This is a genomic window from Rathayibacter sp. AY1E3 (genome assembly GCF_002932235.1).
Lineage (GTDB): Bacteria > Actinomycetota > Actinomycetes > Actinomycetales > Microbacteriaceae > Rathayibacter.
In genome coordinates this window covers 79,560-104,732 of record NZ_PSVN01000003.1, presented here as the reverse complement: position 1 = coordinate 104,732, position 25,173 = coordinate 79,560, and the positions used below count along the sequence as shown (strand labels likewise).

Here is a 25,173-nt window from a genome sequence, read left to right as displayed (position 1 = left end):
GCCTCAGAGGTCGGCGTGCAGCGCCCAGACGCGCTCGGCGGAGTCGCGCCAGCTGAAGGCGCGGGAGCGGTCGCGGCCGGCCACCGACATCCGCTCGCGCAGCCCGGTGTCGGCGAGCACGCTGCTCATGGCGAGGGCGAGGCGGTCCGGGTAGTCCTTCGCGTCGCCGCGCTCGACGGCGACGCCGGCGTCCGCGGCGACCTCCATCAGCGCGGGGTCGTCGGAGTGCACCACCGGCACTCCGAAGTGCATCGCCTCGAGCACGGGCAGGCCGAAGCCCTCGGCGATGCTCGGGTAGACGAAGAGGGTGGCCCGGGAGAGGACGACGGCGAGGTCGGCGTCGCTGAGGACTCCCAGGGCGCGCACGCGCGTCTCGTCGAGGCCCTGCTCGTCGGCGACGGAGGCCACGTCGAGGTCGCCCCAGCCGGTCGGGCCGACCAGGAGCAGCGGGATCGCCGGCGCGGACGCTCCTCCGAAGGCCGCGATCAGCGAGACCAGGCCCTTGCGCGGCTCCAGCGTGCCGACGCTCAGCACGTACTCCGGGGGGAGGCCCAGCGCCGTGGCGCGCTCGTCGGCGTCCTCCGGGACGACCAGGCCGGAGCCGACGGCTCCGCCGATCACGCGCAGTCGATCGCCGAAGTCCATCAGCTGGGAGAGCTGGTGGGCGACCGCGTGAGTGGGGACGACGACGGCGTCCGCGTGCTTGCGGGCGCGCTTGGCCATCGCCCGGTGCCACTTCGCGCCGTGGGGGGTGAGAGTCTCGGGATGCGTCCACGGCACCGTGTCGTGGATCGTGACGGCGATCTGCTCGCCCTCGCTCCCGTCGTGGCTGCGCAGCGGTGCGAAGAGGCTCGGGGCGTGGATCATGCCGCCGCCGGCCGGGATGGCGATCCCGTACTGCCAGGCGCGCGAGAGCTCGCGGCGCCCGAGCGGCAGCCGGTGGATGCGCGCGAGGCCGGGCAGGCGCAGGCGCAGCTCCTCCTCCTTCTCGGGCGGGTGGGCGGAGACGACGGCCTCCACCTCGCAGTCGCGGGGAGCCGTCGCGATCAGCTCGCGGGTGAGCTCCTCGGTGTAGCGGCCGATGCCGCCGGGCACGCGGGCGAGCATCTGGTCGACGACGACGCGGAGAGTGGTGGTCACGGGGTCACCGCCTCGAGGGGTGCGGCGGCGAGCGCGTCCTGCCAGGAGCGCAGCGGCGGCAGGCCCGCCCGCCTCCAGCCGTCGTGTCCGAGGACCGAGTAGGCCGGACGCGGAGCGGGGCGGACGAACGAGCCGCTGTCGGTCGGGCGCAGGCGCTCGGGATCCAGGCCCGCCTTGGCGAAGACGGCACGGGCGAAGCCGAGCCAGGTCGTCTCGCCGGAGCTGGTGCCGTGGTAGACGCCGGCCGGGGCCTCCGCGTCGACCAGCTCGATCAGGCGCGCGGCGAGGTCGGCGGTCCAGGTGGGCTGGCCGTGCTGGTCGTCGACCACGGTCAGCGTCTCGTGCGCGCCCGCCAGTCGCACCATCGTCTTAGCGAAGTTGCCGCCGTGCTCGCCGTAGAGCCAGGCCGTGCGGACGACGTACCCGCGCTCCGGGTTGGCCTCGAGCACCAGGCGCTCGCCCTCGGCCTTCGTGCGGCCGTAGGCCGAGATCGGGTTCCGGGGGTGGTCCTCGGAGTAGGGGGTCGTCGCGGAGCCGTCGAAGACGTAGTCGGTGGAGACCTGCACGAGTGCGGCTCCCGTCTCGGCGGTGGCGAGGGCGAGGTTGCGCGCTCCGACGGCGTTGACGCGGTGCGCCTCCTCCTCGTCGGTCTCGGCGTCGTCGACGCGGGTGTACGCGGCGCAGTTCACCACGGCGTCGTGTCCCGCGACGGCGGCGCGCACGGCGTCGAGGTCGGTCACGTCGAGGTCGGAGCGGCCGAGGGCGGTGCTGGGGCGGGAGCCGAGGGCCGCGCGCAGGTCGGTGCCGAGCATGCCGGAGGCGCCCGTGAGGAGGAAGGTCACCTCCTCATCATGCCCGAGCGGTCCGTCGGCCGACGGTCGGCGCTCCGGCACGCCGCCGGGTGGCGCAGAGAGGCGTCGCGGGCCCGTGACACGCCGTCGTTAAACTGGCGACCGTGCAGATCCGAGATCTCGACATCCCCGACGTCTACGAAGTGACTCCGCGCCAGTTCCCCGACGATCGCGGGGTCTTCTACGAGTTCTACCGCTTCGACCGCCTGGCCGAGAAGGTCGGGCACCCGCTCTCGCTGCGGCAGGGCAACACCTCCGTCTCGCGGCGCGGCACCGTCCGCGGCATCCACTTCGCGCAGATCCCGCCGTCGCAGGCCAAGTACGTCTCGTGCTTCTCCGGCGCGGTCGTCGACTACGTGATCGACGTGCGCGTCGGGTCGCCGACCTTCGGGCGCTGGGAGTCGATCCTGCTCGACGACGTCGACCGCCGCTCCGTCTACATCGCCGAGGGGGTCGCGCACGCCTTCGTGGCGCTGACCGAGGGCGCCGTGGTCTCGTACCTCGTGAACGCCACCTTCGACCCGGTGCGGGAAAAGGGGATCGACCCGCTCGACGAGCAGATCGGCCTGCGCTTCCCGGAGGAGGCCGGCGAGCTGCTCCTCTCGCCGAAGGACACCGACGCACCGACGCTGGCCGAGGCCGAGGCGCAGGGCCTGCTGCCGACCTGGGACGAGGCGCGGGCCTTCTACACGGAGCTCGACTCCGCGTCCTGACCGCCGATCCGGTGGGCGGGCCGCCCGGCGCCGGCCAGGCGGCCCGCCCGATCGGAGCGGATCAGCTCTTCGAGCGCAGGCGCATCAGCGCGACCCGGGCGCCCAGCCCGGCGCGGACCGCCGCGCGGATCGGCGCCTGATACCAGGCGCCGTACTTCTGCGCGAGGTAGAGGTAGGCGCTGCGGTGGTGGACCGCGAGCATCCGCGCCGAGGCCAGGCGGGTGGAGTGCCCGCCGAGGTGGGAGACGACCGCGTCGGCGAGGTAGACGTTGGTCCACCCGCGCTGTCCGAGCGAGTCGCCCAGCTGGACGTCCTCGAAGTACATGAAGTAGCGGTCGTCGAACCCGCCGATCTCCTCGAAGGCCGTGCGGCGCACCATCACGCAGGCGCCGGAGAGCCAGCCCGCCTCCATCCGGCCGTGGCGGAGGGTCTCGACCGCGCGCGAGCGCCGGTAGGTCGCCGACCACGGGTTGCCGGGCCAGACGTGGGCGAAGACGGCGTGCCCGACGCCCGTGCCGAGCGAGGGCAGAGCGCGGGCGGAGGGGTAGATCGTGCCGTCGGAGTCGAGGATCCGGGGCCCGATCGAGCCGATCCGGTCGTCCGCCGTCGCGGCGGCGTAGAGGGCGTCGATCGAGCCGGGGAGGAAGACCGTGTCCGGGTTGGTCACCAGGATCCACTCCACTTCGGGCCCGAGGCGGTCGACCGCGTAGTTGACGGCCCGGCCGTAGCCGAGGTTCTGCCCGGTCTCGTGGAACTCGACCTGCGGCAGGCGCTCGACGACGCTGCGGACGGAGTCGTCCGTGGTCAGGTTGTCGACCACCACGATGCGCACGTCGTGCTCCGTCGCCTCCGGCACGGACTCGAGGCACGCGCGGAGGACCTCACCCGAGAAGTGGGTGACGACGACGACCGCGATGGGCAACGTCGAGCGGGCGATGGGAGCCTCCGGGTGGTGCGGCGTCGACGGGAGGTGTGCCCCGTCGGAAGAACTCGACGAGGCTAGCACGCGGCTCGAGCGGGGCCCGGGAGCCTGCGGCCCTCAGCGGACGATGTCGACGGGCTCGGTGCTGACGGCCACGGCGGCGGGGGAGACCGTCTCGATCGCGGGCAGCGCATCGTGCGCCGGACGGCGGAAGACGACGAACTTGTACATGCAGAAGTTCCACACCAGTCCCACGAGGACGGCGACGGCCTTGGCGATGTTGATCGCGAGGAAGGCGTTCTCGCCGGAGCTGGGGAGGAAGAGCAGCGAGTTGCCGAAGCGGGTGTCGAAGAAGACCTCGAAGCCGTAGATGATCGCCGACTGCAGGACCAGCGAGCTGAACCCGGTGACGAGGAAGAACTTCGCGAACGTGGCGACCGAGACCCTGCCCGGGTGGCGGAAGACGAAGAAGTGGTTCAGCGCGTACGAGATCGTGATGCCGACCAGGACGGAGAAGACGTTGGCGACGAGGGTCGGCAGACCGAGCAGGAGCACGAGCGTGTTGAGGATGAGGAAGTCGATCGCCGTGTTGGTGCAGCCCGCGATGAGGAAGCGGACCTTCTGCGATTCGAGCAGCTTCTTCACGTGTAGGTCCTCTGTGTGTCGTCCTCGCCGCGGTACAGCCGCAAGGAGGGCGGAGGCGTCGGTCCTGAGATCTCGGGCGACCGGCTGCGATCGCCTTCCGACCCTAGCCTGCGAGGGCGCGATCAGGGGCTCGCGGCAGGTGACGACTCTCTGAGAATCCCTTCCGGAACGTCCTGAGCGGGCGTCGGAGCCGTTCCGCCCCGCCCGGCGTGCTCGCCGGTCACCTGAGCGGCCGTCGTTATACTCGCAGGGCCACGGGGCCCGGACGTCGGTCCGATACTCGCGAACGACGAAACGGCTTGACATGCGTTCCCTCACCATCGTGATCCCGACCTACAACGAGGTCGAGAACATCGCGACTCTGCTCCCTCTGCTCGCGGACGTCGCGACCCGCAACCCGGACTTCTCCGTGCAGGTCTGCGTCGTCGACGACAGCTCGCCGGACAGGACGGCGGACGCCGCCCGCGTCGCGGGCGAGGCGCTCGAGACCGCGAGCTTCTCCGTCCGGGTGCTCAGCCGCGCGAGCAAGGACGGCCTGGGGGCCGCGTACGTCTGGGCGTTCGGCCGGATCGTCGACGCCCCCGACGCTCCCGACTACGTCCTGCAGATGGACGCGGACCTCTCGCACGACCCGCGCTACATCGACGAATTCCTGCAGGCGGCGCGGGAAGGAGCCGACTTCGTCGTCGCGTCCCGCTACATCCCCGGCGGGAGCACTCCCGACTGGACCCTCGACCGCAAGTTCCTCAGCCGCGGGGGCAACCTCTACACGAGGTTCTTCCTCGGGTCGGGGCTCACGGACTACACGGGCGGCTTCAACCTCTTTTCCTCGGATCTGCTCCGCAGGATCGACTTCACACGGGTGTCCGCCTCGGGCTACGGCTTCCAGATCGTGCTCAAGTACCGGGCGCTGAACCTCGCCCGCACGGTCCGCGAGATCCCCATCGTCTTCATGGACCGCACGGTCGGGACGTCCAAGATCCCCACGAACACCCTCCGCAAGAACCTGGTGCTCGTGCTCTCGCTCCGATTCGGCCGCGCAGCCCGGTGAGCCGGGGTGGTCGGACGCTGCTGCGTGCGAGGGCCCTCCTCCCCGAGGTCCTCGCGGGAGCCGTCGTCGCTGCCGCGACCCTCGCCGCCATCGGGTTGCTGCTCGGCACCGAGTGGCAGTCGTACTTCCTTCGCGACGGTGACTCGCTCGCCCTGCCGCTGATCCTCAGGTCGCTGGGCAGTGGAGGACCCCACCAGTGGGTCATGACGAGCCAGCTGTTCCTGTTCCCGGAGCTCCCTCTCTACGCGCTGGCGTCGCTGGTCGGGGACGCGGCCGCGGCACTGCTGCTCAACGGAGTGCTCAACGTCGTCCTCCTCTACGCGACGGCGCGCTGGATCAGCGGTCTCGTCCTCGCGCACCAGCCCGCCTGGCTGCGGCGGACGGCCGCGGTGCTGTCGATCCTGCTCCTCCTGGCCCTCTGCCTGACGGAGACCAGGGCGCTGGTCAACGAGGGCGCCCTCGCGACGACCTTCCTCCTCACGACCTACTACGGAGGGTCCGTCCTCGTCGCGGCCGTCTGCGCCGCCCTCACCCTGAACCTGCTCAGGCCCGGAGGACGCCTGCCCGTGTGGAGCGGGCTCGCGATGGTCCTGCTCCTCGCGGCGACGACGCTGTCGGATCCGCTGCTGATGCTGCACTTCACAGCGCCGGCCGTGCTCGCGCTGGGCTCGCTCTGGCTGACGGCGCAGCTCGCCGGACGCCGCGTGCTCGGAATCGGCGCGCTCGTGATCGCCGGAACCGCCATCGGCTACCTCGCGCGCCTCCCGCTGTCCTCGCTCATCGCGACCGGCACCTCCAGCTACCTCAAGACGACGCTGGCCGGCACCGCGCTCACCGCTCTGCTCGACCAGCTGACCGACATCATGTCGACGCGGGCCGGGCTCCTCGAGCTGGTGACGATCGGCCTGCTCCTCGCGGCCGCCCTGGTGGTCGTGGGGGTGCGGATCCGCGCGCTCGCGACGGGTCCCCGCGAGCCGGGCACCGGCGACGAGCGACGGCCGGCACGGGCGTGGTTCCTCTGCGTCCTCGTCCTGGGCCAGGCGCTGGTCCTCCTCACGGTGCAGATCGTCTCGGGGAGCATCGTCTCGCGGTACCTGATGCCGATCGCGGTCTTCGCCTGCCTCGTCCCGATCGCCGTGCTCGCGCTTCCCCGGGTCCTGCCCGGGCTCGGGCGCGCCGCGTCGATCGTCTCGGCGGTCGCCGCCGGGACCGCCGTGGTCCTGCTCGCGGTCTTCGGCATCCGGACCGTGTCGTCGACCCTCCGCGCCGGTGTGCTCCAGCAGCCGGAGTCGCAGTGCGTGACGGACTGGGTCGGCGGGCGCGACATCGCCGGCGTCGGCTCGTTCTGGACCACCAGGCCGCTCTCCCTCTACGCGGGCCTGGACGTCGAGCAGATCAACACCGACTTCAGCATTCAGGTCTGGATGAGCGATCTGACCCGCTTCGAGAGACACTTCAGCTTCGTCCTCATCGATCGGGACACGCAGTGGCCGGACTTCGCCCAGGTCACGCTCGGCGAGCCTGCGAGCATCACCGCCTGCGGATCGGTCCTCGTCTACGACTACGCCGGGACCCCGGGCGAGCAGCGCCTCGACGAGATCATCGACACCAGCCTCGAGAGGGAGCGCGGGATCCATGGCTACTGACCTCGGAGCCCGTCCCCGTCGACGGGGCGGCCTGCTGCGCGAGACGGCCTGGGCCGTGGCGGCGGCCGTCATCAGCACGGTGGCGGCCGTCCTCGCCCTGCACATCAGCCCTGCGGACCTCACCGCCCGCTGGCAGGTCGGCGGGGACGACCAGATCCTGCACTACACCCTGTTCACGAGCGCCACCCAGGTCTTCCCGTTCGCGACCAACGACGCGCTGGGCTTCCCCGACGGGATGAACGCCTTCTTCAGCGCCCAGTTCGACCTCTCCGCCGCGGTCGTCGTCTCGCTGCTCGGCCTGGTGGTGCGCGACGGCGTCCTGCTGCTCAACGTGTTCTACCTGCTCACCTTCGCCGGCGTGGCGGTCACCGGCTACGCCTTCTTCCGCGCTCTCACCGTGCGCCCCTGGGGCGCTGCGCTCTTCGCCACGGCGTTCAGCCTCGCGCCGTACCACTTCATCCGGATCTACTCCGGTCACGCCTTCCTGGCTAACTACTGGGCGATCCCCCTGATCGGGGTCTTGCTGCTGATGGTCGCCGGGCCGAGGACCGATCCGTTCCGCGGCTGGGCGTCCCGAGCGCGGACGAGAGCGAGCCGTCGAGTCCGCCGGATCGCTCCCGGAGTCGTCCTCGCGCTGCTGATCGCCTCGACGGGCGGGTACTACTACGTCTTCGCCGTCCTCGTGGTCGGCGGGGTCTTCGCGGCGGCGACGGTCGGGAGGCTCCTCGCGCGGGTCGGCTGGCGCGAGCTGCTGCTGCCCGCGGCGCCGGTCTTTGCTCTCGGGGGCTTCGTCGCCGTCGAGCTCCTGCTGCTCGGGCTCGGGTACGGCGAGCGGTACCGCCCCTACTTCGAGGGCCGGACGCTGTCCGAGTCCGAGTTCTACGCGGGGAAGCTCATCCTCCTCGTCCTGCCGTGGGCGGCGTCCGCGGTCCCGGGGGCGCAGGACCTGCTCGCCGACTACACCCGCGAGACCGGCATCCTCCAGACCACGGAGCCGCCGGGCTTCTCGATCATCGGATCGGTCGGCCTGATCCTGCTGCTCGGAGCGGGTCTGCTCCTCCTCCTCGCCGGCTCCGTCCCCAAGCGGGGCGCACTCGCCAGGCTGGTGGACCAGCCGCGGGTGGGCCTGCTCGCCTCCGCCTCCCTCTGGACGCTGGCCTTCTACGCGGTCACCGGGCTCGGAGTCGTAGTGTCGCTCGTCGCGGGCCCGACGATCCGCGCCTGGTCCCGGCTGTCGATCGTGCTGCTGCTGCTCGCCCTCGCCGCCGTGGCCCTCGTCCTGGACAGGGTGACGGCGCGGTTCGGCGTCCGCGCGATCCTGGGGGTCGTCGTCGCAGGAGTCGTCGTGGCGGATCAGCTCGTCGGGGTCTCCGGCCTCGTCGTCCTGAACCCCACCGACGACAGGGAGATGCGAGAGTTCGTCACGGCGGCCGACGACCTCCTGCCCGACGGCTGCGGCGTGGTGCAGCTGCCGCTCAAGAGCTTCCCGGACAGCGGGAGGATCGGAGAGCTCGACGACTACGACGAGGCGCTGCCGTACCTCTCGACCGACGACGGCGATCTCGAGTGGAGCTACGGGTCCGTCGCGGGGACCTACGGCTGGGACGTATGGTCGTCCGTGGACTCGCCGGCCGAGTTCGACGCGGCCGTGGACTCGACCGGCGCGTGCGCCGTCTACGTCGACACGGCCGGCTACACCGAGTCCCCGCTGAGCTGGCAGCCCTTCGTCCAGGCGGCGACGGGGACTACCGTCCCCGCGGTCGCCTCCGACTCCGGTCGCTGGCTCCTCTTCGTCCCGGGGAGCTGAGCGCGCATCGCACCCGGCCGGGCGGGCATCCGGCCCGGCCGCACGGGCCGATTACACTGGTCGGGTGCCTGACGAGACCACCACTCCCCAGCGACCCCACGAGGGCGCGAGCGACGCCGAGACCATCGCCGAGCTCCGCGAACGCCTCGACGAGCTCCTCAACGACCCGCTCGACGAGTGGGCGGCCAACATGAGCTTCGGCGGCTCGCCCTTCGTCGCCGACTTCGAGTCGACGCTGTCGTGGAAGGTCACCCGGCCGCTGCGCGCGGCGAGGACCTTCCAGATCCGCGTCGGCCAGCTCGGCCTGCCGGGAGCCGTCCGGCACACGGTCCGGTACGCGCAGCGCCGCTTCGGGCAGGGCCGGTGAGCGACGTCGACACGGCGGGACGCGACGAGCGCCGGGCCTTCATCCTCCAGCGCCTCGAGCAGATCGCTCCGTTCGTCCTCGAGGACGCGGAGCTCGCGGCCGACCTGGCCCGCCGGGGCCCCGGCCCCTTCCTCGACGAGACCGCCCGGGCCGTCCAGCGCCGCGACTCCGACGACCTGACCTGGCTCTCGCTCACCGCCTTCCTCGGCGTCTACCCGGTGCCGCACCTCTTCAACTGGTTCAAACGCTCGCTCCAGCTGGCGCAGCCCCATGAGGCGATGCGGGTGTTCATGGTCGCCGGCACCCGGGCGTCCACCGGCTTCCACGATCTCTCGACGACCCTCTCGGTCGTGACGGGGGAGGTCGTGGTGGACGTAGACTTCTGCGCCCGCAACTCCCACGCGACCGGCATCCAGCGGGTGGTCCGCCAGACCATGAAGCGCTGGCACCGCGACCGGGAGCCGATCCTCGCCGCCTGGGAGCACGGCTCGATGTCCCTGCGCCGCCTCGGCGCGGGCGAGCTTGAGCGCGTCGTCGACTTCGAGACCAGCAGCAAGCGCCCGTGGGATCCGGGTCGTCCCGAGCGGGTCGAGTTCATCGTCCCCTTCCGCTCGACCCTCGTGGTCCCCGAGGTCCCGGCGATGGGCATCTGCGACCCCCTGGCCGCGCTGGCGCAGTACTCCGGGAACACCGTGAGCATGATCGGCTACGACTTCATCCCTGTCGTGAGCGCCGACACGGTGCCGCCCCACGAAAGCCTCCGCTTCGTCAACTACCTCACCGTCGTCAAGCACGCGAGCCGCGTCGCGGCGATCAGCGGGGCCGTCGAGGAGGAGTTCGCCGGCTTCAACGCCGCGCTGCCCGCTCAGGGTCTCGAGGGTCCCGAGCTGCACGCCGTCCCGCTGCCGGTGGAGGCGCCCCCGCTCTCGGGAGCGACGACCCCGGAGAAGGACGACCTCCCCCTGGTCCTCTCCGTCGGCAGCCACGAGCCGCGCAAGAACCACCTGGCGATCCTGTTCGCCGCGGAGATGCTCTGGCGCGAGGGGAGGAGGTTCCGTCTGCGCTTCATCGGCGGAGGCAATCCCTGGGCCACGCAGGTCTTCGACGTGCGCATCCGCGAGGCGCAGCGTCGCGGACGAGCGGTCGAGGTGATCCGCGGCGCCGGCGACGACGTGCTGATGTCCTCCTACCGCAACGCGCGCTTCTTCGTCTTCCCGTCGACCCACGAGGGCTACGGCCTGCCCGTCGCCGAGGCGCTGGCGCTGGGGCTGCCCTCCATCACGTCCGATCGCGGATCGCTCGCCGAGATCGCCGCCGACGGCGGCTGCATCACGGTTGACCCCTACGACGACGACGAGCTGACAGCGGCGATGCGCGAGCTTCTCGACTCCGACGAGCGTCTCGCCGAGCTCACCGCCGAAGCGCTCGCCCGCCCCGAGCGGACCTGGAACGACTACTCCGCGGAGCTCTGGGAGGCCCTCGTGCCCTCGGTGCCGGCTGCGGACGAGGAGGACGCCCGTGCGTGAATCGACCGCTCTCGAGCGCCTGACGCTGCTGCTCGAGACCCTCGAGCCCACCGCCGTCCCCGCCCGCGAGGTGCCGGTGCTGGTGCGCCAGGTGTCCGACGCCGTGGGGCAGCCGACCTTCGAGCACACCTGGCTCCTGCTGGCGGTCCTCACGGCGGAGCTGCCGGTGCGGGACCAGGTCGTCGACGCCCGCCGCACCGCCCGCCTGGACGGAGTGCCCGCCCTGCTGGAGTCGCTGCTGCGGCCGACCCCGGCCTCGCGCGTGCTCGACGCCGTCCGGGCGCCCGGCTCCGTCGTGATCGCCCGCCACGCCGTCCTCGTCGACGTCCACCATACGGCTCGAACGGGGCTCGCCACTGGCATCCAGCGCGTGGTGCGGAACACCATCGTCGAGTGGAACAGCCGGCACGAGGTCGTCCTCCTCGTGTGGGACGACGCGATGTCCGGCTTCCGCGAGGTGGGCAACGATCTGCGGACGAACGCGCTGTTCGGATCCGTCCCCGATGCGCGGCTCGATCCGCACGCGCCGGTCGTCGTGCCCTGGCAGTCGCTCTACGTCCTGCCCGAGCTCGCGATCGAGGATGCGCGGAGCGCCAGGCTCGCTGCGTTCACGGAGTTCAGCGGGAACGCCACCACGATGATCGGGCACGACTGCGTCCCGCTGACGACGGCGGAGACGGCGCACGGCGGCATCAGCGGTCAGTTCCCCCGGACCCTGGTCGCCGTCTCCCACATGGATCGCGTGGCCACGGTGTCCTCCGCGTCCGAGACGGAATTCCGCGGCTGGCGGGGCATGCTCGAGGGCGAACGGGGCCCGGAGATCGACGCGGTCCCCTTGCCCGCGTCCGCGGGGGGCAGCGAGACGGCGGATCGGGAGAGCACCCGTGTCCGGCTGGGGGCCGCTCCCGGCCAGCCCCTCGTCGTCTGCATCGGCAGCCACGAGCCGCGCAAGAACCACCTGGCCGTCCTGCACGCCGCCGAGCTCGCCTGGCGCTCGGGTGTCGACTTCGCCCTCGCGTTCATCGGCGGCAACGCGTGGAACAGCGAGGAGTTCCAGGGCCGGATGCGGGCACTGCAGGACGAGGGCCGCACGGTCGACTCCTTCTCCGCGATCACCGACGAGCTGCTCTGGAGCGCCTACCGCAGTGCGCGCTGCACGATCTTCCCGTCCCTGAACGAGGGCTTCGGGCTGCCGGTCGCCGAATCCCTGGCCGTCGGCACGCCCGTCATCACCTCGAACTTCGGCAGCATGCGGGACATCGCCGCGCAGGGTGGGGCCCTGCTCGTCGACCCGCGCGACGACCACTCGATCCGTGACGCGATGATCTCGCTCGTCGCCGACGACGAGGTGCACGCGCGCCTCTCGGCCCAGGCCCGCGATCGGACGAACCGAACCTGGACCGAGTACGCCGACGACCTCTGGACCTACGTCACGGCCGTCGCGCCCTCGGGGGTCTCGGTCCTCTAGACGGCTCGGAGGCGTCCCTTCCCGCGGAGGGGCGCCTCAGACGTCCGCGAGGCCGCGCGCGGCGCGCACCAGAGCGTCCGCGGCGTCGGTCCATGGCCGGATGTCGCCGGGGTCGATCCGGCGGGGAGCGACGAGGGCGGACTCCAGCGCCTCGCGCAGGGCCTCCTCGTCGCCGGGGGGCACGAACCGAGCGGACGACTCGTGTCCTCGGAGCGCGTCCCGGATGCCGGGCACGTCGGAGACCACGACGGGCGTGCCCGAGGCCACCGCCTCGAGGGCGGGGAGGCCGAAGCCCTCGTGCAGGGACACGAGGGCGAGCGCGGCGGCACCGGTCATCAGGGCGGGCATCTCGGAGTCCTCGACGAACACGGGGGAGAGGCGGACGTCCGCACCCGCCCTCCCCGCCTGCTCGACGGCGGTGCGCACGTCCTCGTCGTCCCAGGAGGTCGCTCCGACGAGAAGCAGCACCGCGTCCTCGGGGCGGTCGGCTGCGCTGAAGGCGCGCACGAGCGCGGCGATGTTCTTGCGGGGCTCCAGGGCGCCGACGAAGAGGACGTAGGGGCGGGGACCGATCCCGACCCGGGTGCGCACGGCCGCCACCTCCTCGTCTCCGCGGGGCCGGAAGACGGACGCGTCCACGGTCGTCGGCAGCACGACGATCTTCCCGGGGTCCACCTCGAGGTGCTCGACGATCTCGGCGGCGGCCGACGGGGTGCCCGTGGCGACGAGATCGGAGCGGGCGAGCCATCCGGGCATCCTCGAGGCGAGGAGGGCGCGGCGCGCGGCGGGCACGAGCTGAGGGGCGACCGCGAAGCACGCGTCGTGGACGAAGGTGATCGAGCGGGAGCGGCGGGTGAGCGCCCAGTTGCGGTAGTTGGGGAAGAAGTGGACCCCGCGGCCGGTGATCAGGTCCAGCGGGACCGAGATCCGCGTGAGGAGACCGACCAGCCGCCGGGGCAGCGGGATCGCCCGGATCCGGAACGGCAGGCCGAAGCGCCCGACAGCGCGCGTCTCGGACGCCGGCACGAAGAGCACGACCTCGACCTCGCCCCGGTCGTGCGGCTGGACGAGGGCCCGGAGGGTCTCGAGGAGGACGTGGCCCACCCCTGTCAGCCGCTCGGACGCCAGCGGACTCGCGTCGACGAGCAGCCGGACGCGCTCACCCGTCACGCCAGGGTGACGCCGTCGACCGTCGCGGAGGCTCCGACGTCGACGAGGCCGACCCGCTTGGTGGTGCGCTCGACGGTGAAGCGGGCTCCGACCGGGACCCGGGTGAACTCGCCGCCCTCGAGAGTGGACGCGGACGCGTGCACGGCGTAGGTGCCTCCGCCGAAGTGCGTGTCCGGGAGATGGAAGACGACCGTGGTCTCGCGGGTGAGCGGCGGGTGCTCGAAGCCCAGGCGCATCGTGTTAGTGCCGAAGACGACCTGTCCGAGCGGGGTGTCGACGCCCATCCCGAGGAACCAGTGCTCGAGCGGGACGGTGGTCAGCGGCCTCAGGGTCACCCGGACCTCGAGGTCCTCGCCGGGCCGCAGGATGCGGTTGCCCTCCTCCAGCGTGCCGCCGTCCAGCTCGACGGCGACGATCTCGGCGGGCTGGACCTGCTCGGGTTCCTCGCCCGACTCCTCGGCCTCGGCGACGGCCTCGGCCGTCTCGCGCTCGACGCGCTCCTGACGGGAGGACTCGAATCCGTTGCGCAGGACTTCGAGGCCGCGCGACGTCTCGCCGTCGTAGATGATGTTCCCGTGATCGAGCACGACGGTGCGGTCGCAGAGCTCGCCCACCTGCTCGAGCGAGTGGGTGACCAGCACGATGGTCTTCCCCGCGCGCTGGAAGGCGCGGATGCGGTCCATGCACTTGCGCTGGAAGGGCTCGTCGCCGACGGCAAGGACCTCGTCGACGAGGAGGAGGTCCGGGTCGGTGTGGATGGCGATCGCGAACGCGAGGCGCACGTACATGCCCGAGGAGTAGAACTTCACCTGCGTGTCGATGAAGTCGGCGATCTCGGAGAAGTCGACGATCGAGTCGAACTTGTCCTCCAGTTCCTTGCGGGAGAGGCCGAGGATGGCGCCGTTGAGGAAGACGTTTTCGCGGCCGGTCAGGTCGGGGTGGAAGCCCGCGCCGAGCTCGAGCAGCGCGGCCAGCCGGCCCCGTCGCTCGACCGTGCCGGTGGTGGGCTGGATGATCCCGCCGATGAGCTTGAGCAGCGTGCTCTTGCCGGAGCCGTTCGCGCCGATCAGGCCGACGGTGGAGCCGAGCGGGATTTCGAGATCGATGTCCCGCAGCGCCCAGAAGTCGTCGCGGTGCTGCTTCCCGCGCCCGAAGTTGACCACGCGCTCCTTGAGGCTCTTGTCCTTGCGGATCACGAAGCGCTTCGAGGCGTTCTGCACGCGGATGATCGTCGGCATCTGCGCCGCGTCGGGAAGGGCGACCTCTGTCTCGAGTGTCATGCGATCAGATCTCCTGGGCGAAGTTGCCCTCGAGGCGGCGGAAGATGCGGTGGGCAATCCACACCAGCACCACCCCGACCAGGAAGACGATGAGAAGGTGCAGCGCCATGTCGGCGGGCCAGGGCTGGCCGGCGACCGACCGGAAGGATCCGTCGGCCTGCTCGACCTGGGTCTCGCGCGAGCCTGGTCCCCAGATGGCGCGCTGGAAGGCGAGCATGGCGTTGGTCATGGGATTGAGCAGGTAGATCTGCTCGAGCCAGTTCGGGACGGTCTCCACCACGAACGACCACGCGTAGGTGATGGGGGAGAGCCAGAAGAAGATCAGCAGGCCGACCTCGACCAGGAACTGGATGTCGCGCAGGTAGACGTTGAGGGCCGAGAGTGCGAGAGCGAGGGCGAGACCGTAGACGAGCGTCACGGCGAGCGCCGGGAGGATGAAGAGGAGCTGCCAGCTGACGTTGAGCGCGCCGAGCGCGACCGCGCCGACGATCAGGACGAGGAACTGCACGGCGAAGTTGAACAGCGCGGCGCCGATGGTCGCGACCGGGAAGATCTCGCGCGGCAGGTAGACCTTCTTGATCAGGCCCGCGTTGGCGAGGATCGAGGTCGTCCCCGTGGCGACGATCTCGCTGAAGAGGTTCCAGAGCGTCAGCCCGCAGAAGACGAAGATCGCGAACACGGGGATGCCGCGCGCCGCCCCGAGGAACTGGCCGATCGCGACGTAGTAGATCATCAGCATCACGAGCGGGCGGATCAGCGTCCACACGAAGCCGAGGCTGGAGTCCTTGTACCGGGCCTTCAGCTCGCGGTTGACCAGCAGCCGGAGGAGCTCGCGGTGCTTGAAGATGTCGATCAGGGCCGAGACGAACCCGCTCTTGCGGCCCTCGCCGGGCTGCGTCCCGCTCTGGTGGAACGGCTCCCGCGCGATCGCGTCGACGCGGTCGGCCGCGCGCGTGATCGTCGATTTCCTGCTGCTCATCGGTCTCCCAGCCATAGCACTGCCGTGGCGGCAGCCAGATCATTGTACGTACCCGGTCCCGCGCCCCGGCGGTGCGGCGCGGAGCGGGCGTCGCGGGTCAGCGTGAGCGCGCCAGCCCGAGGTCGTTCCGCACCATGCGGGCGACGATCTCCTCGAAGCCGACGGTGGGCGCCCAGCCGAGCACCTCGCGGGCCCGGGAGGAGTCGCCGCGCATCTCGGGTGCGTCCACGGGGCGCGCGAACCGCGGGTCGATCGTGACCCGCTGCTCCCAGTCGTCGATGCCGGCCGCGGTGAAGGCGGCACGGACGAAGTCGCGGACCGAGTGCGCGACTCCGGTCGCCACGACGTAGTCGCCCGCCTCCTCGGCGCGCGAGGCGCGCACGAGGGCGTCCACGTAGTCGGGAGCCCAGCCCCAGTCGCGGCGCGCGTCGAGATTGCCGAGCGAGAGCTCCGACTCGGCGCCCGTCGCGATCGCCGCGACTCCGGCGGTGATCTTGCGGGTGACGAAGCCGAGCGGCCGACGCGGCGACTCGTGGTTGTAGAGGATGCCGGACGAGGCGTGGAGCCCTCGGCCGCGGTAGACCGCGACGAGGTGGTGCGCGAACGCCTTCGCGGCTCCGTAAGGGGAGACGGGGCGGATCGGGGTCCGCTCGGTCTGCGGGTTCTCGGTCGCGGCCCCGAAGATCTCGGAGGAGGAGGCCTGGACGAAGCGGACCTCCCGGCCCGCCGACTCCTGGAGCGACAGCGAGGCCTCCAGGAGCGCGGCGACCGCGGTGCCGGTCACCTCCGCCGTGAGCACGGGCTCCTTCCACGAGAGCGCGACGGAGGAGAGGCCGGCGAGGTGGAAGACCGTGTCCGGCTGCGCCTCCGCGACGATACGGCCGAGGCCGGAGGCGTCGCGGAGATCGCCCTCGAAGGCTCGGACGGCGGCGGGAAGAGCGGCGTCGTCGGTCCCGCGCACGAGCGCGGAGACCTCCCAGCCGTCGGCGAGCAGGCGCTCGACGAGGTAGCCCCCGTCCTGACCGCTCGCTCCGGTGACGAGAGCGGCAGGCATGACTACTTGATCAGCGCGGACTGCTCGGCGAGGTCGTTCTCGACCATCATCGCCACGAGCTCGGGGAACGAGACCTTCGGCTCCCAGCCGAGGACGTCGCGCGCCTTCGCCGGGTCGCCGATCAGCAGGTCCACCTCGGCGGGACGCATGAACGCGGGGTTCTGGGTCACGTACGGCGTCCAGTCCTCGATGCCGACGTGGTTGAAGGCGATGTCGAGGTACTCGCGGATCTCGTGGGTCTCGCCGGTCGCGACCACGTAGTCGTCGCCCTCGGGCTGCTGCAGCATGCGCCACATCGCGTCGACGTAGTCGCCGGCGAAGCCCCAGTCGCGCTTCGCGTCGAGGTTGCCGAGCTCCAGCGTCTCCTGGAGGCCGAGCTTGATGCGGGCGACCGCGAGGCTGATCTTGCGGGTGACGAACTCCGGGCCGCGGCGGGGCGACTCGTGGTTGAAGAGGATGCCGGAGGAGGCGTGCATGCCGTACGACTCGCGGTAGTTGATGGTCATGTAGTGGCCGAAGACCTTGGCCACTCCGTAGGGCGAGCGCGGCCAGAGCAGCGTCTCCTCGCTCTGCGGGACCTGCTGGACCTTGCCGAACATCTCGGAGGAGGAGGCCTGGTAGAACTTCACGCGCGACATGTCGGAGCCGGCGTAGAGGCGGGTCGCCTCGAGGATGTTGAGCACGCCCTTGCCGGTCACATCGGTGGTGAGCGACGCGTTCTCCCACGAGTAGGCGACGAACGAGATCGCACCGAGGTTGTAGACCTCGTCGGGCTGGGCGGCGGCGAGCACGCGCACGAGGCTCGACACGTCGGTCAGGTCGCCGGTGAGCAGGGTCACCTCGGGCACGGTGCGGCGGACCAGCTCGTACTTGGGGTTGTTCTGCCCGCGGACGAGCCCGAAGACCTCGTAGCCCTTCGAGAGGAGGAGCTCGGCGAGGTAGAGGCCGTCCTGGCCGGTGATTCCGGTGATCAAAGCGCGGGGCACGTGGTGGTCCAATTCGTCGGGGTCGATGACAGCGGGACACATACTACCCACGGGCACGGCCGGGCGCCGGGAGCGGTGCGACCCGCCGGTATCCTGGCCGGGCTTCGGACCGATTGGACGCCATGCCGGAACTCCGCCCCGTCACGCTCGCCGTGCTCACCGTCGACCCGGGCGGGATGGGCGGCGGCGAGACCTACGCGCGCGCGCTCACGCGCCTCCTGGCGCCGCGGCCGGGGGAGGAGGGGCCCGACGTGCAGGTGCTCGTCCCCGAGAACGCGCGCGGCTTCAGCGAGGGCGTGCCCGAGGTCGTGGCCGAGGGGGTCGTCAGCGGGGCGGGCCACCGCCGCCGGGCCGTGGGGATGCTCCAGGCGCTCCTGCGCACGCCGAGCCTGCGCCGGCGCCTGGGCCGGGACGCGGTGCTCTACTTCCCGTTCACGGTCCCGCTCCCGTGGCCGTCGCGGCGGCAGGGGCACGTGCAGATGCTGTTCGACCTGCAGCACCGCGACCTCCCGCACCTCTTCCCCCGCGTCGAGCGCGTCTTCCGCCGGCTCGCCTACGAGGCGACCGCTCGCCGCGCCGACGCGGTCATCACCATCAGCGCCTTCACCAAGGGGCGGATCGTCGAGCTGCTGGGCATCCCGGAGGAGCGGATCCACGTGTCGCATCTCGGCGTGGACACCCGGCGCTTCGTCGCGAATCTGGGGACACGCGAGGACTTCGTCTTCTACCCGGCGCGCGCCTGGCCGCACAAGAACCACGCCCGTCTGTTCGAGGCGGTGCGCCTGCTGCGGGAGGAGGGGCACTCCCTCCGGCTCGTGCTGACGGGAGGGGACCTGGACCGCCTCGGCCCGCTGCCGGACTTCGTCGAGTGGCGCGGCCACGTCACTCCGGAGGAGCTCGCCGACCTCTACCGCCGAGCCGCGGTGCTGGCGTTCCCGAGCCTCTACGAGGGCTTCGGCCTCCCGCCGATCGAGGCGATGGCGTCGGGATGCCCGGTCGCCGCCTCCGACGCGGGCTCGCTCCCGGAGATCTGCGGGGACGCCGCGGTCTACGTCGATCCGCTCGAGCCGCGCTCGATCGCGGACGGGATCCTCGAGGCGATCGAGCGGACCGGCGAGCTCGGCCCGCTCGGCGTCGAGCGTGCCCGGTCCTTCAGCTGGGAGCGCTGCCGGGAGGAGCACCTCGCCGTGCTCCGCCAGGTGGCGCGGCGGCGCGGGCGCTGAGGAGTCCGGTCAGTCCCGCGGGTGCAGGAGCCGACGCCAGCTCAGTCCCTGGGCCGCGCGCATCGCGCAGAGCACCACGAGCAGCCAGCCGGCGTCGAGCAGGATCGAGCTCTCGGCCAGCGCGGTGACCATCAGCACGGCCAGCACCAGCACCGGCCAGACGTGCACGACCGCCTTGCGCTCGGAGGCGATCAGCCAGGAGCGCCAGAGCGCGAGGCCGATCAGCACGACGAAGAGGACCACCCCGACCGCGCCGACCTGCAGGGCCACGTCGAAGAGCGCGTTGAGGCTCGACGAGTGCGGGCGGCCCGAGAGGTAGTCGATGGCGGTGAAGGGGTAGAGGTCGGGCCGCCAGTAGCCCACCCAGCCCCAGCCGACGATCGGAGCGAGGTCCGTGAAGCGCCAGACCTGCTGCCAGAGCCGCAGCCGGAACTCGAACTCGCTGCCCGCGTTCAGCAGCTCGATCACCCGGTAGCGCAGGAGCCACACGGTGAGGGAGGCCGCGGCGGCGACGCCGAGCACCGCGAACTGCCGCCGACGGCGGTGGGTGCCGTCGCCGTGGCGCACCCAGCGCAGAGCGAGGGCGACGACGACGGCCACGGCGAGCACGCCCGCACTCACGGCGGAGCGCGTGAAGAGGAGGGTGACCGCGGCGAGGGCGATCGAGGCGACGGCCGGCCCGCGGGCGACGGAGCGGGTCATCAGCTCCACCGAGAACGTCACGATCGCCAGCAGGCAGACCAGCCCGAGCTGGTTGCGCGTGCCGACGAGTCCCTGGATCGGCCCGCCGACCGCGAGCAGGCCCTCCACGCCGAGGAAGCGCAGCGGCTGGTCGATCAGCACCCCCGAGAGCACCTCCACGGCCAGCGAGGCGATCAGCACGACCCGCAGCACGTCGCCGACCGAGCGGATGATCTGGATGATGTCGCGCGTGAGGCCGATCGCGATCGCCAGGAACGCCAGGGCGAACTGGTAGACGACGCTCGAGACCGTGGCCCAGGTGTAGTCGCTCCACAGCACGCTGAGCGCGATCCAGCCGAGGAACACCAGGATGCTCGTGGGCAGCAGGCCCTCCCAGTCGAGCCGCCCGCGCCGCAGGACGAGCATGACCGCGGCGAGGGCGGTGAGCGTGGCGACGGCGGCGATGTAGCCGGGCCAGCCGATGAGCCCGCGGACCGCCGGGGCGCAGAGGACGGTGACGAGAGTGGTCTGCGCGAGGGCCGCCGCGAACTGCGGGGACGCCGTCGCGTCGGCGACGGAGGCGGGGAGCGAGGGGCGGCGGGGCCTCATCGCCTCGGGGAGGCGTCGGCGAGGGGGAGCGGGGTCGCGGCGAGGACCTCGGGCGTCTCGGTCGCCGGTCGCTTGGTCTGCACCGCGAAGAGGACGAGGAGCAGCCAGCCTCCCTCGATCAGGATCCGGCTCTCGAACAGCGACTGCGCCAGGAGGGCGACCATGATCAGCAGCGGAGCGAGGCTGACGGCCGTGTAGGGGAGAGTCGAGGTCGCGTCGCGCCGCGGGCGGTCGACCGCGCGGAACCAGGAGCGCCACAGCGTCGAGACGGCGAGCGCCGCGAAGAGGACGAGGCCGACCGCTCCCAGCTGGAGGGCGACGTCGAGCCAGGCGTCGTGGGCCTGCAGGTAGAGCACGCCCTTGCGCTCGGCGAGGGTGTCGAACGGGGCGGCCCAGGGAGCCCAGTAGCTGACCCAGCCCCAGCCGAGGACCGGACGCTGCAGCGTGAGCGCGATCACCGAGTCCCAGATGTCGAGGCGGCCCGTGGCGTCCTCGCTCTTGCCGAGCAGGCCGAGGAGGGCGCCCCAGCCCGCGGCGCCTCCGGCGACGGCCGCCACCGCCAGCCCCGCGGCGGTCAGGTAGACGGGACGCCGGCGGGACTCGCCCCTCCGGCGAGCCCAGAGCGCGAACGCGGCCGCGAGGACGACGGCGACGAGGCAGAGCAGGACGGTCGCCGAGCGGGTGAGCAGGAGGGTCGCGACGAACAGGGCGACCCAGACCGCTCCCCACCGGCGCCGGATCGAGTGGGCCGCCAGCTCGATCGCGATCACGATCAGGCCGAGCAGGGCGAGGAAGCCGAGGAGGTTGCGGTTGCCGACGATCCCCTGGACGGGCTCGCCGGTGAAGAGGGCGGCCTGCGACCAGTAGAAGGCGTCGGGCGTCGGTCCGTCGGCGGGAGGCTCGACGCCGAACGGCAGGACGGGCTGCCGCACGACGACCGCGATCACGAGCTCGAAGAGGAGCGACAGGCCGACGGAGAGGCGCAGGGCCCGTCCGAGAGCCGTGAGCAGCTCCCGGCTGCTCAGCGTGACGGCGAGGACGACGCCGCCGAGCGTCGTCGCGAGCTGCGCCGTGACTCCGATCGCGCTCGCTCCCGGATAGGCGGACCACAGCAGCGAGAGCACCGCGAGCCCGAGGAAGAGGACCAGCGACTTCGGCGTGCGGGCCCAGCGCAGGCGGGGGCGGGCGCGGACGAGCACGGCGATCGAGGCGCCCAGGAGCACCGCGACGACAACGCCCCAGCCCCACCATCCGGCGAGGTTCCGCAGCGACTGGCCGGCCAGCAGCACGGCCAGCACCGCCACCGCGAGCGCTCGGGGAGCGGCGGGGGCGGCGCGTCGGATCATGGCGACCAGTCTAGGGAGCGGGGGCGGCGCGGCGGCGTGCCGGGCGCGCCGCCGCACCCTCCCCGGCCGGGGAGGCTCAGACGAACGCAGCGGTGCCGGTGATCGAGCGGCCGACGATCAGCGTGTTCATCTCGCGGGTGCCCTCGTAGGAGTAGAGGGCCTCCGCGTCGGCGAAGAAGCGGGCGACGCCGTAGTCGAGGACGATGCCGTTGCCGCCCATCACCTCGCGGCACCAGGCGACGGTCTCGCGCATCCGGGCCGTCGCGAAGGCCTTCGCGAGGGCGGAGTGCTCGTCGCGCTGCTCGCCGGCGTCGAGCATCTCGGACACGCGGGTCGCCAGGGCGATGCTGGCCGTGATGTTGCCGATGCTCTTGACCAGGAGGTCCTGCACCAGCTGGTGCCCGACGAGCGGCTTGCCGAACTGCACGCGCTCCTTCGCGTAGCGCAGCGCCGCGTCGTAGGCGCCGATCGCGACGCCGATGGCCTGCCAGGCGACCTCGGCGCGGGTGAGCCGGAGCACCTTCGCGGTGTCGCGGAACGAGTTCGCGCCCTGCAGGCGCAGCGACTCCGGGACGCGGACGCCCTCGAGCACGATGTCGGCGTTCTGCACCGTGCGCAGGCTCTGCTTGCGCGCGATGGCGGTGGCGCGGTAGCCCGGCGTCGAGGTGGGGACGAGGAAGCCCTTCACCTGGCCGTCCTCCGCGTCCTTCGCCCAGATCACGGTCACGTCGCTGAAGGTCGCGTTGCCGATCCAGCGCTTCTCGCCGTCGAGGATCCAGTCGTCGCCGTCCCGGCGGGCGGTGGTGCGCAGGCCCTGGGCGGAGTCGGAGCCGGAGTGCGGCTCGGTGAGCCCGAAGGCGCCGACGACCTCGCCCGAGGCGAGCTTCGGCAGCCACTCGGCGCGCTGCTCCTCGGAGCCGGCGACGCCGACCGTTCCCATCACCAGGCCGTTCTGCACGCCCACGTAGGTCGCGATGCCCGCGTCCACCCGGCCCAGCTCGAGCGCCACCCAGCCGCGGAACACGGCGGAGTTCTCGATCGCGCGGGTCTCGGGCCAGGAGAGGCCGATGACGCCGGTGGCGTGGATCGCGGGGATCAGCTGCCGCGGGAACTCCGCGCGCTCCCAGTACTCGTCGGCGATCGGCCGCACCTGCTCCTCGAGGAACGCGCGGACGCCGACCAGCAGCTCCTTCTCGGCGGGCGTGAGCGCCGCCTCGAACCCGTAGAAGTCGGCCCCCAGGGTCTCGAAGGTCGTGCTGTCCATGCTCTGTGCTCCCTCGCTCGTCGGATGCGGCACGGCGACCGCTCCGACGGCGACAGTGCTGCGACTCCCAGCGTACGAAGCGCGCCTGCGAGTGCCGCGTCCTCTGGCGGAGAGCACCAACAGGCGGGCCCTCCTCCCGGGCCCGCGTTGTGGATCCTGCTAGCGTCGCAGCGGAGCGGCCCCGGCGCGTCCGGCTGAGCGGCTCGGACCCACCCCTCGGACGGAAGGCCAGCGCTCCCGTGTTCATCCCGATCGGCAACACCCCCCGCGACTACGCCTGGGGCTCGCTCACCGGCATCTCGGAGGCCCTCGGCACCGCGCCCTCCGGCGCCCCCGAGGCCGAGCTCTGGCTCGGCGCGCACCCGGGCTCGCCCGCGCGCATCCTCGACCCCGCCTCGGTCGGCGCCGGCACGCTCGCCGAGTGGATCGCCGAGCACCCCGAGGCGGCGCTCGCCGGAGTGGAGGGGTCGGTCGATCCGGTATCGGGCGCTCCCCGTCTGCCGTTCCTGCTCAAGATCCTCGCGGCGGGCGGGCCGCTGTCGCTCCAGGCCCACCCCTCGTCCGAGCGGGCCCGGCGCCGGTTCGTCGAGGAGGAGGAGGCCGGCATCCCGCGGGACGCCGCCGATCGCAACTACAAGGACCCGTTCCACAAGCCCGAGCTGATCTACGCGCTCAGCGAGACCTTCGACGCGCTCTGCGGCTTCCGTGAGCCGGCGGACGCCCGGGCGCTGCTCGCCGAGCTGGCCGGGCGCGCCCCGGCGGAGGAGGCGGCCGCGATCGCGCGGTTCGCTCGGACGCTCGAGGGCGAGCCCTCGGAGGTCCTCCGCGGCGCCGTGTCGTGGCTGCTCGCCGACGGCGACCGTGCCGAGGTCGCCGCGCTGGTGTCCGCGGTCGTCGCGGCGTCCGCGGGCGACGACCGCCTCGAGACGACCACGGTCCGGGACCTGGCCGAGAGCTACCCGGGCGACCCCGGAATCGTGCTCTCGCTCCTGCTCAACCGCGTCCGCCTCGCCCGCGGCGAGGTGCTCTACCTGCCCGCAGGCAACATCCACGCCTACCTCGCGGGCACGGGCGTGGAGCTGATGGCCGCCTCCGACAACGTGCTGCGCGGGGGCCTCACGCCCAAGCACATCGACGTGCCCGAGCTGGTGAGCGTGCTCGAGTTCTCGCCGCTGCCCGTGCCCTACCTCCCGGCCGAGGAGGCCGGGCCGGGCGTGCGCGTCTACCGTCCGGACGTCCCCGACTTCGTGCTCGCCGTCGTGCAGCCGGCGTCGGAGGAGCCGGCCCGCGTCGCCCTGCACGGGCCCGCCATCGCGATCGCGACCGAGGGCTCGTTCTCGCTCGAGGGCGCCGAGGGCTCGGTCCGCGTCGAGCGCGGCGGCAGTGTGTTCGTGACCCCGTCGGAGGGCGCTCTCGCCGTCACCGGACGGGGCACGCTCTTCGTCGCGACGGTCTGACCCCTCCAACGACCCGGCCGCTCAGGCGGCGAAGGTGCGGCGGTAGGCCGCCGGCGTGGTCCGCAGGACGCGCGTGAAGTGGTGGCGCATCACCGCGGCCGTGCCGAAGCCGACCCGCGCGGCGACCGCCTCGAGGGTCAGCTCCGTCTCCTCCAGCAGCACCTGCGCCCGGAGGAGGCGCTGGCGGGTGAGCCAGGCGAGCGGAGTCGTGCCGAGGTCGGCCCGGAAGCGGCGCGCGAAGGTGCGGGGGGCCATCAGGGCGCGACGGGCCAGCGCCTCGATCGAGAGGTCCTCGTCGAGGTGCTCCAGCATCCACTCGGTGACCTCGGCCAGCGAGTCCGCGCGCGCCTCGGGAACGGGGGTCCGCAGGTACTGCGCCTGCCCGCCGTGGCGCTGCGGGGGCACGACCATCCGCCGGGCGACGACGCTCGGCCGCCGTCGCGCCCAGCTCCTCGCGCACCACGTGCAGCGCCGCGTCGATGCCGGCCGCGGTGCCCGCGCTCGTCACGATGCGCCCCTCCTGCACGTAGAGGACCTCGGGGTCCACCGTGACGGAGGGGAAGCGCCGGGCGAGCTCCGCGGCGTGCATCCAGTGGGTGGTCGCGCGCCGGCCGTCGAGCAGGCCCGCCTGCGCCAGGGTGAAGGCCCCGCTGCAGACGCTGAGGATCCACGCGCCGCGCTCGTGAGCCTCGCGGAGGAGGTCGAGCACCCGCTCGTCGGCGGGCCCGCGGCCGTGGGCGGGGACGGCGATCAGGTCCGCGTCCCGGGCCGCGTCGAGACCATCGGCGATCAGCAGGTCGACTCCGAGGCTCGTGCGGACGGGGCCGGGATCGGGAGTGGCGATCCGGAAGTCGAGGGCGGGACCTCCGTCGGTGCCGCGGTCGATCCCGAACACCTCGCAGACGACCCCGAACTCGAACGGCGCGAGGCCGGGCAGGGCGAGGAGGGCGACGGAGCGGAGCACGGCGGCAGGATATCGCCACCCGTC

21 protein-coding genes and 1 pseudogene are annotated in these 25,173 nt (G+C 72.2%); 9 read left to right on the top strand and 13 right to left on the bottom strand.

Annotated features, from left to right (window positions below):
• Positions 1-3 precede the first annotated feature (3 nt).
• On the bottom strand, positions 4-1,140 hold the full coding sequence (locus C5C53_RS03385; RefSeq protein WP_244229467.1) for a glycosyltransferase family 1 protein: 1,137 nt from the start codon (positions 1,138-1,140) through the stop codon (positions 4-6).
• Positions 1,137-1,982: a dTDP-4-dehydrorhamnose reductase gene (rfbD, locus tag C5C53_RS03380; RefSeq protein ID WP_104223160.1), complete on the bottom strand. Its 846-nt coding sequence runs from the start codon at positions 1,980-1,982 to the stop codon at positions 1,137-1,139. The genes C5C53_RS03385 and rfbD overlap by 4 nt, the downstream gene beginning before the upstream one ends.
• Before the next feature lie 113 nt (positions 1,983-2,095).
• Between rfbD and C5C53_RS03375 the strand changes: the two genes are divergently transcribed.
• Positions 2,096-2,704, top strand: a complete 609-nt coding sequence (locus tag C5C53_RS03375; protein WP_104223159.1) for a dTDP-4-dehydrorhamnose 3,5-epimerase family protein — start codon at positions 2,096-2,098, stop codon at positions 2,702-2,704.
• Positions 2,705-2,765: 61 nt separating this feature from the next.
• Here C5C53_RS03375 and C5C53_RS03370 read toward each other — a convergent pair whose 3' ends face one another.
• Both C5C53_RS03370 and C5C53_RS03365 read right to left on the bottom strand, forming a co-directional pair.
• Positions 2,766-3,626: a glycosyltransferase family 2 protein gene (locus C5C53_RS03370; RefSeq protein ID WP_244229466.1), complete on the bottom strand. Its 861-nt coding sequence runs from the start codon at positions 3,624-3,626 to the stop codon at positions 2,766-2,768.
• Between the two features lie 117 nt (positions 3,627-3,743).
• Entirely contained in the window at positions 3,744-4,271 is a 528-nt protein-coding gene (locus C5C53_RS03365) for a GtrA family protein (RefSeq protein ID WP_104266832.1), read from the bottom strand.
• Between the two features lie 304 nt (positions 4,272-4,575).
• Between C5C53_RS03365 and C5C53_RS03360 the strand changes: the two genes are divergently transcribed.
• From C5C53_RS03360 to C5C53_RS03335, 6 genes are all read left to right on the top strand, one after another.
• Positions 4,576-5,322 carry a polyprenol monophosphomannose synthase gene (locus C5C53_RS03360; protein WP_104266831.1) on the top strand — a complete coding sequence of 249 codons (747 nt, stop codon included), beginning with the start codon at positions 4,576-4,578 and terminating at the stop codon, positions 5,320-5,322.
• Positions 5,319-6,968: a hypothetical protein gene (locus C5C53_RS03355; protein ID WP_104266830.1), complete on the top strand. Its 1,650-nt coding sequence runs from the start codon at positions 5,319-5,321 to the stop codon at positions 6,966-6,968. The genes C5C53_RS03360 and C5C53_RS03355 overlap by 4 nt, the downstream gene beginning before the upstream one ends.
• Positions 6,958-8,775: a hypothetical protein gene (locus tag C5C53_RS03350; protein WP_146084633.1), complete on the top strand. Its 1,818-nt coding sequence runs from the start codon at positions 6,958-6,960 to the stop codon at positions 8,773-8,775. The genes C5C53_RS03355 and C5C53_RS03350 overlap by 11 nt, the downstream gene beginning before the upstream one ends.
• 64 nt (positions 8,776-8,839) lie before the next feature.
• The gene (locus C5C53_RS03345) at positions 8,840-9,142 is read left to right on the top strand and encodes a hypothetical protein (protein ID WP_104266828.1); all 303 of its coding nucleotides are present in this window, start codon (positions 8,840-8,842) and stop codon (positions 9,140-9,142) included.
• Positions 9,139-10,668 carry a glycosyltransferase family 1 protein gene (locus tag C5C53_RS03340; RefSeq protein ID WP_104266827.1) on the top strand — a complete coding sequence of 510 codons (1,530 nt, stop codon included), beginning with the start codon at positions 9,139-9,141 and terminating at the stop codon, positions 10,666-10,668. The genes C5C53_RS03345 and C5C53_RS03340 overlap by 4 nt, the downstream gene beginning before the upstream one ends.
• The gene (locus C5C53_RS03335) at positions 10,661-12,136 is read left to right on the top strand and encodes a glycosyltransferase family 1 protein (protein ID WP_104266826.1); all 1,476 of its coding nucleotides are present in this window, start codon (positions 10,661-10,663) and stop codon (positions 12,134-12,136) included. The genes C5C53_RS03340 and C5C53_RS03335 overlap by 8 nt, the downstream gene beginning before the upstream one ends.
• Positions 12,137-12,172: 36 nt before the next feature.
• Here C5C53_RS03335 and C5C53_RS03330 read toward each other — a convergent pair whose 3' ends face one another.
• The 5 genes from C5C53_RS03330 to C5C53_RS03310 all read right to left on the bottom strand — a co-directional run bounded on the left by C5C53_RS03330 (position 12,173) and on the right by C5C53_RS03310 (position 17,605).
• Entirely contained in the window at positions 12,173-13,306 is a 1,134-nt protein-coding gene (locus tag C5C53_RS03330; RefSeq protein WP_104266825.1) for a glycosyltransferase family 1 protein, read from the bottom strand.
• Positions 13,303-14,586, bottom strand: coding sequence for an ABC transporter ATP-binding protein (locus C5C53_RS03325; RefSeq protein ID WP_258075365.1), 1,284 nt, complete (start codon positions 14,584-14,586; stop codon positions 13,303-13,305). The genes C5C53_RS03330 and C5C53_RS03325 overlap by 4 nt, the downstream gene beginning before the upstream one ends.
• A 4-nt stretch (positions 14,587-14,590) precedes the next feature.
• Positions 14,591-15,565, bottom strand: coding sequence for an ABC transporter permease (locus C5C53_RS03320; RefSeq protein ID WP_104266824.1), 975 nt, complete (start codon positions 15,563-15,565; stop codon positions 14,591-14,593).
• A gap of 97 nt (positions 15,566-15,662) precedes the next feature.
• Positions 15,663-16,619 (bottom strand): GDP-mannose 4,6-dehydratase, encoded by a 957-nt coding sequence (locus tag C5C53_RS03315; protein WP_104266823.1) that lies wholly within the window; start codon positions 16,617-16,619, stop codon positions 15,663-15,665.
• A 2-nt stretch (positions 16,620-16,621) separates the two neighbouring features.
• Positions 16,622-17,605, bottom strand: coding sequence for a GDP-mannose 4,6-dehydratase (locus tag C5C53_RS03310; protein ID WP_104275317.1), 984 nt, complete (start codon positions 17,603-17,605; stop codon positions 16,622-16,624).
• A 122-nt stretch (positions 17,606-17,727) separates the two neighbouring features.
• On the opposite strand from C5C53_RS03310, the gene C5C53_RS03305 reads away from it, so the two are divergent.
• Entirely contained in the window at positions 17,728-18,828 is a 1,101-nt protein-coding gene (locus C5C53_RS03305; protein WP_104266822.1) for a glycosyltransferase family 1 protein, read from the top strand.
• Between the two features lie 9 nt (positions 18,829-18,837).
• On the opposite strand, the gene C5C53_RS03300 is transcribed toward C5C53_RS03305, so the two are convergent.
• From C5C53_RS03300 to C5C53_RS03290, 3 genes are all read right to left on the bottom strand, one after another.
• Complete coding sequence (locus C5C53_RS03300; protein WP_104266821.1) at positions 18,838-20,118, bottom strand: O-antigen ligase; 1,281 nt, start codon at positions 20,116-20,118, stop codon at positions 18,838-18,840.
• Complete coding sequence (locus C5C53_RS03295; RefSeq protein ID WP_104266820.1) at positions 20,115-21,464, bottom strand: O-antigen ligase; 1,350 nt, start codon at positions 21,462-21,464, stop codon at positions 20,115-20,117. Before C5C53_RS03295 ends, C5C53_RS03300 begins: the two co-directional genes overlap by 4 nt.
• A 76-nt stretch (positions 21,465-21,540) precedes the next feature.
• Positions 21,541-22,728, bottom strand: coding sequence for an acyl-CoA dehydrogenase family protein (locus C5C53_RS03290; protein ID WP_104266819.1), 1,188 nt, complete (start codon positions 22,726-22,728; stop codon positions 21,541-21,543).
• Between the two features lie 239 nt (positions 22,729-22,967).
• Between C5C53_RS03290 and manA the strand changes: the two genes are divergently transcribed.
• Positions 22,968-24,185, top strand: coding sequence for a mannose-6-phosphate isomerase, class I (gene manA, locus C5C53_RS03285; protein ID WP_104266818.1), 1,218 nt, complete (start codon positions 22,968-22,970; stop codon positions 24,183-24,185).
• A 21-nt stretch (positions 24,186-24,206) separates the two neighbouring features.
• Here manA and C5C53_RS03280 read toward each other — a convergent pair.
• A pseudogene (locus C5C53_RS03280) lies at positions 24,207-25,149 on the bottom strand (GlxA family transcriptional regulator).
• Positions 25,150-25,173 lie beyond the last annotated feature (24 nt).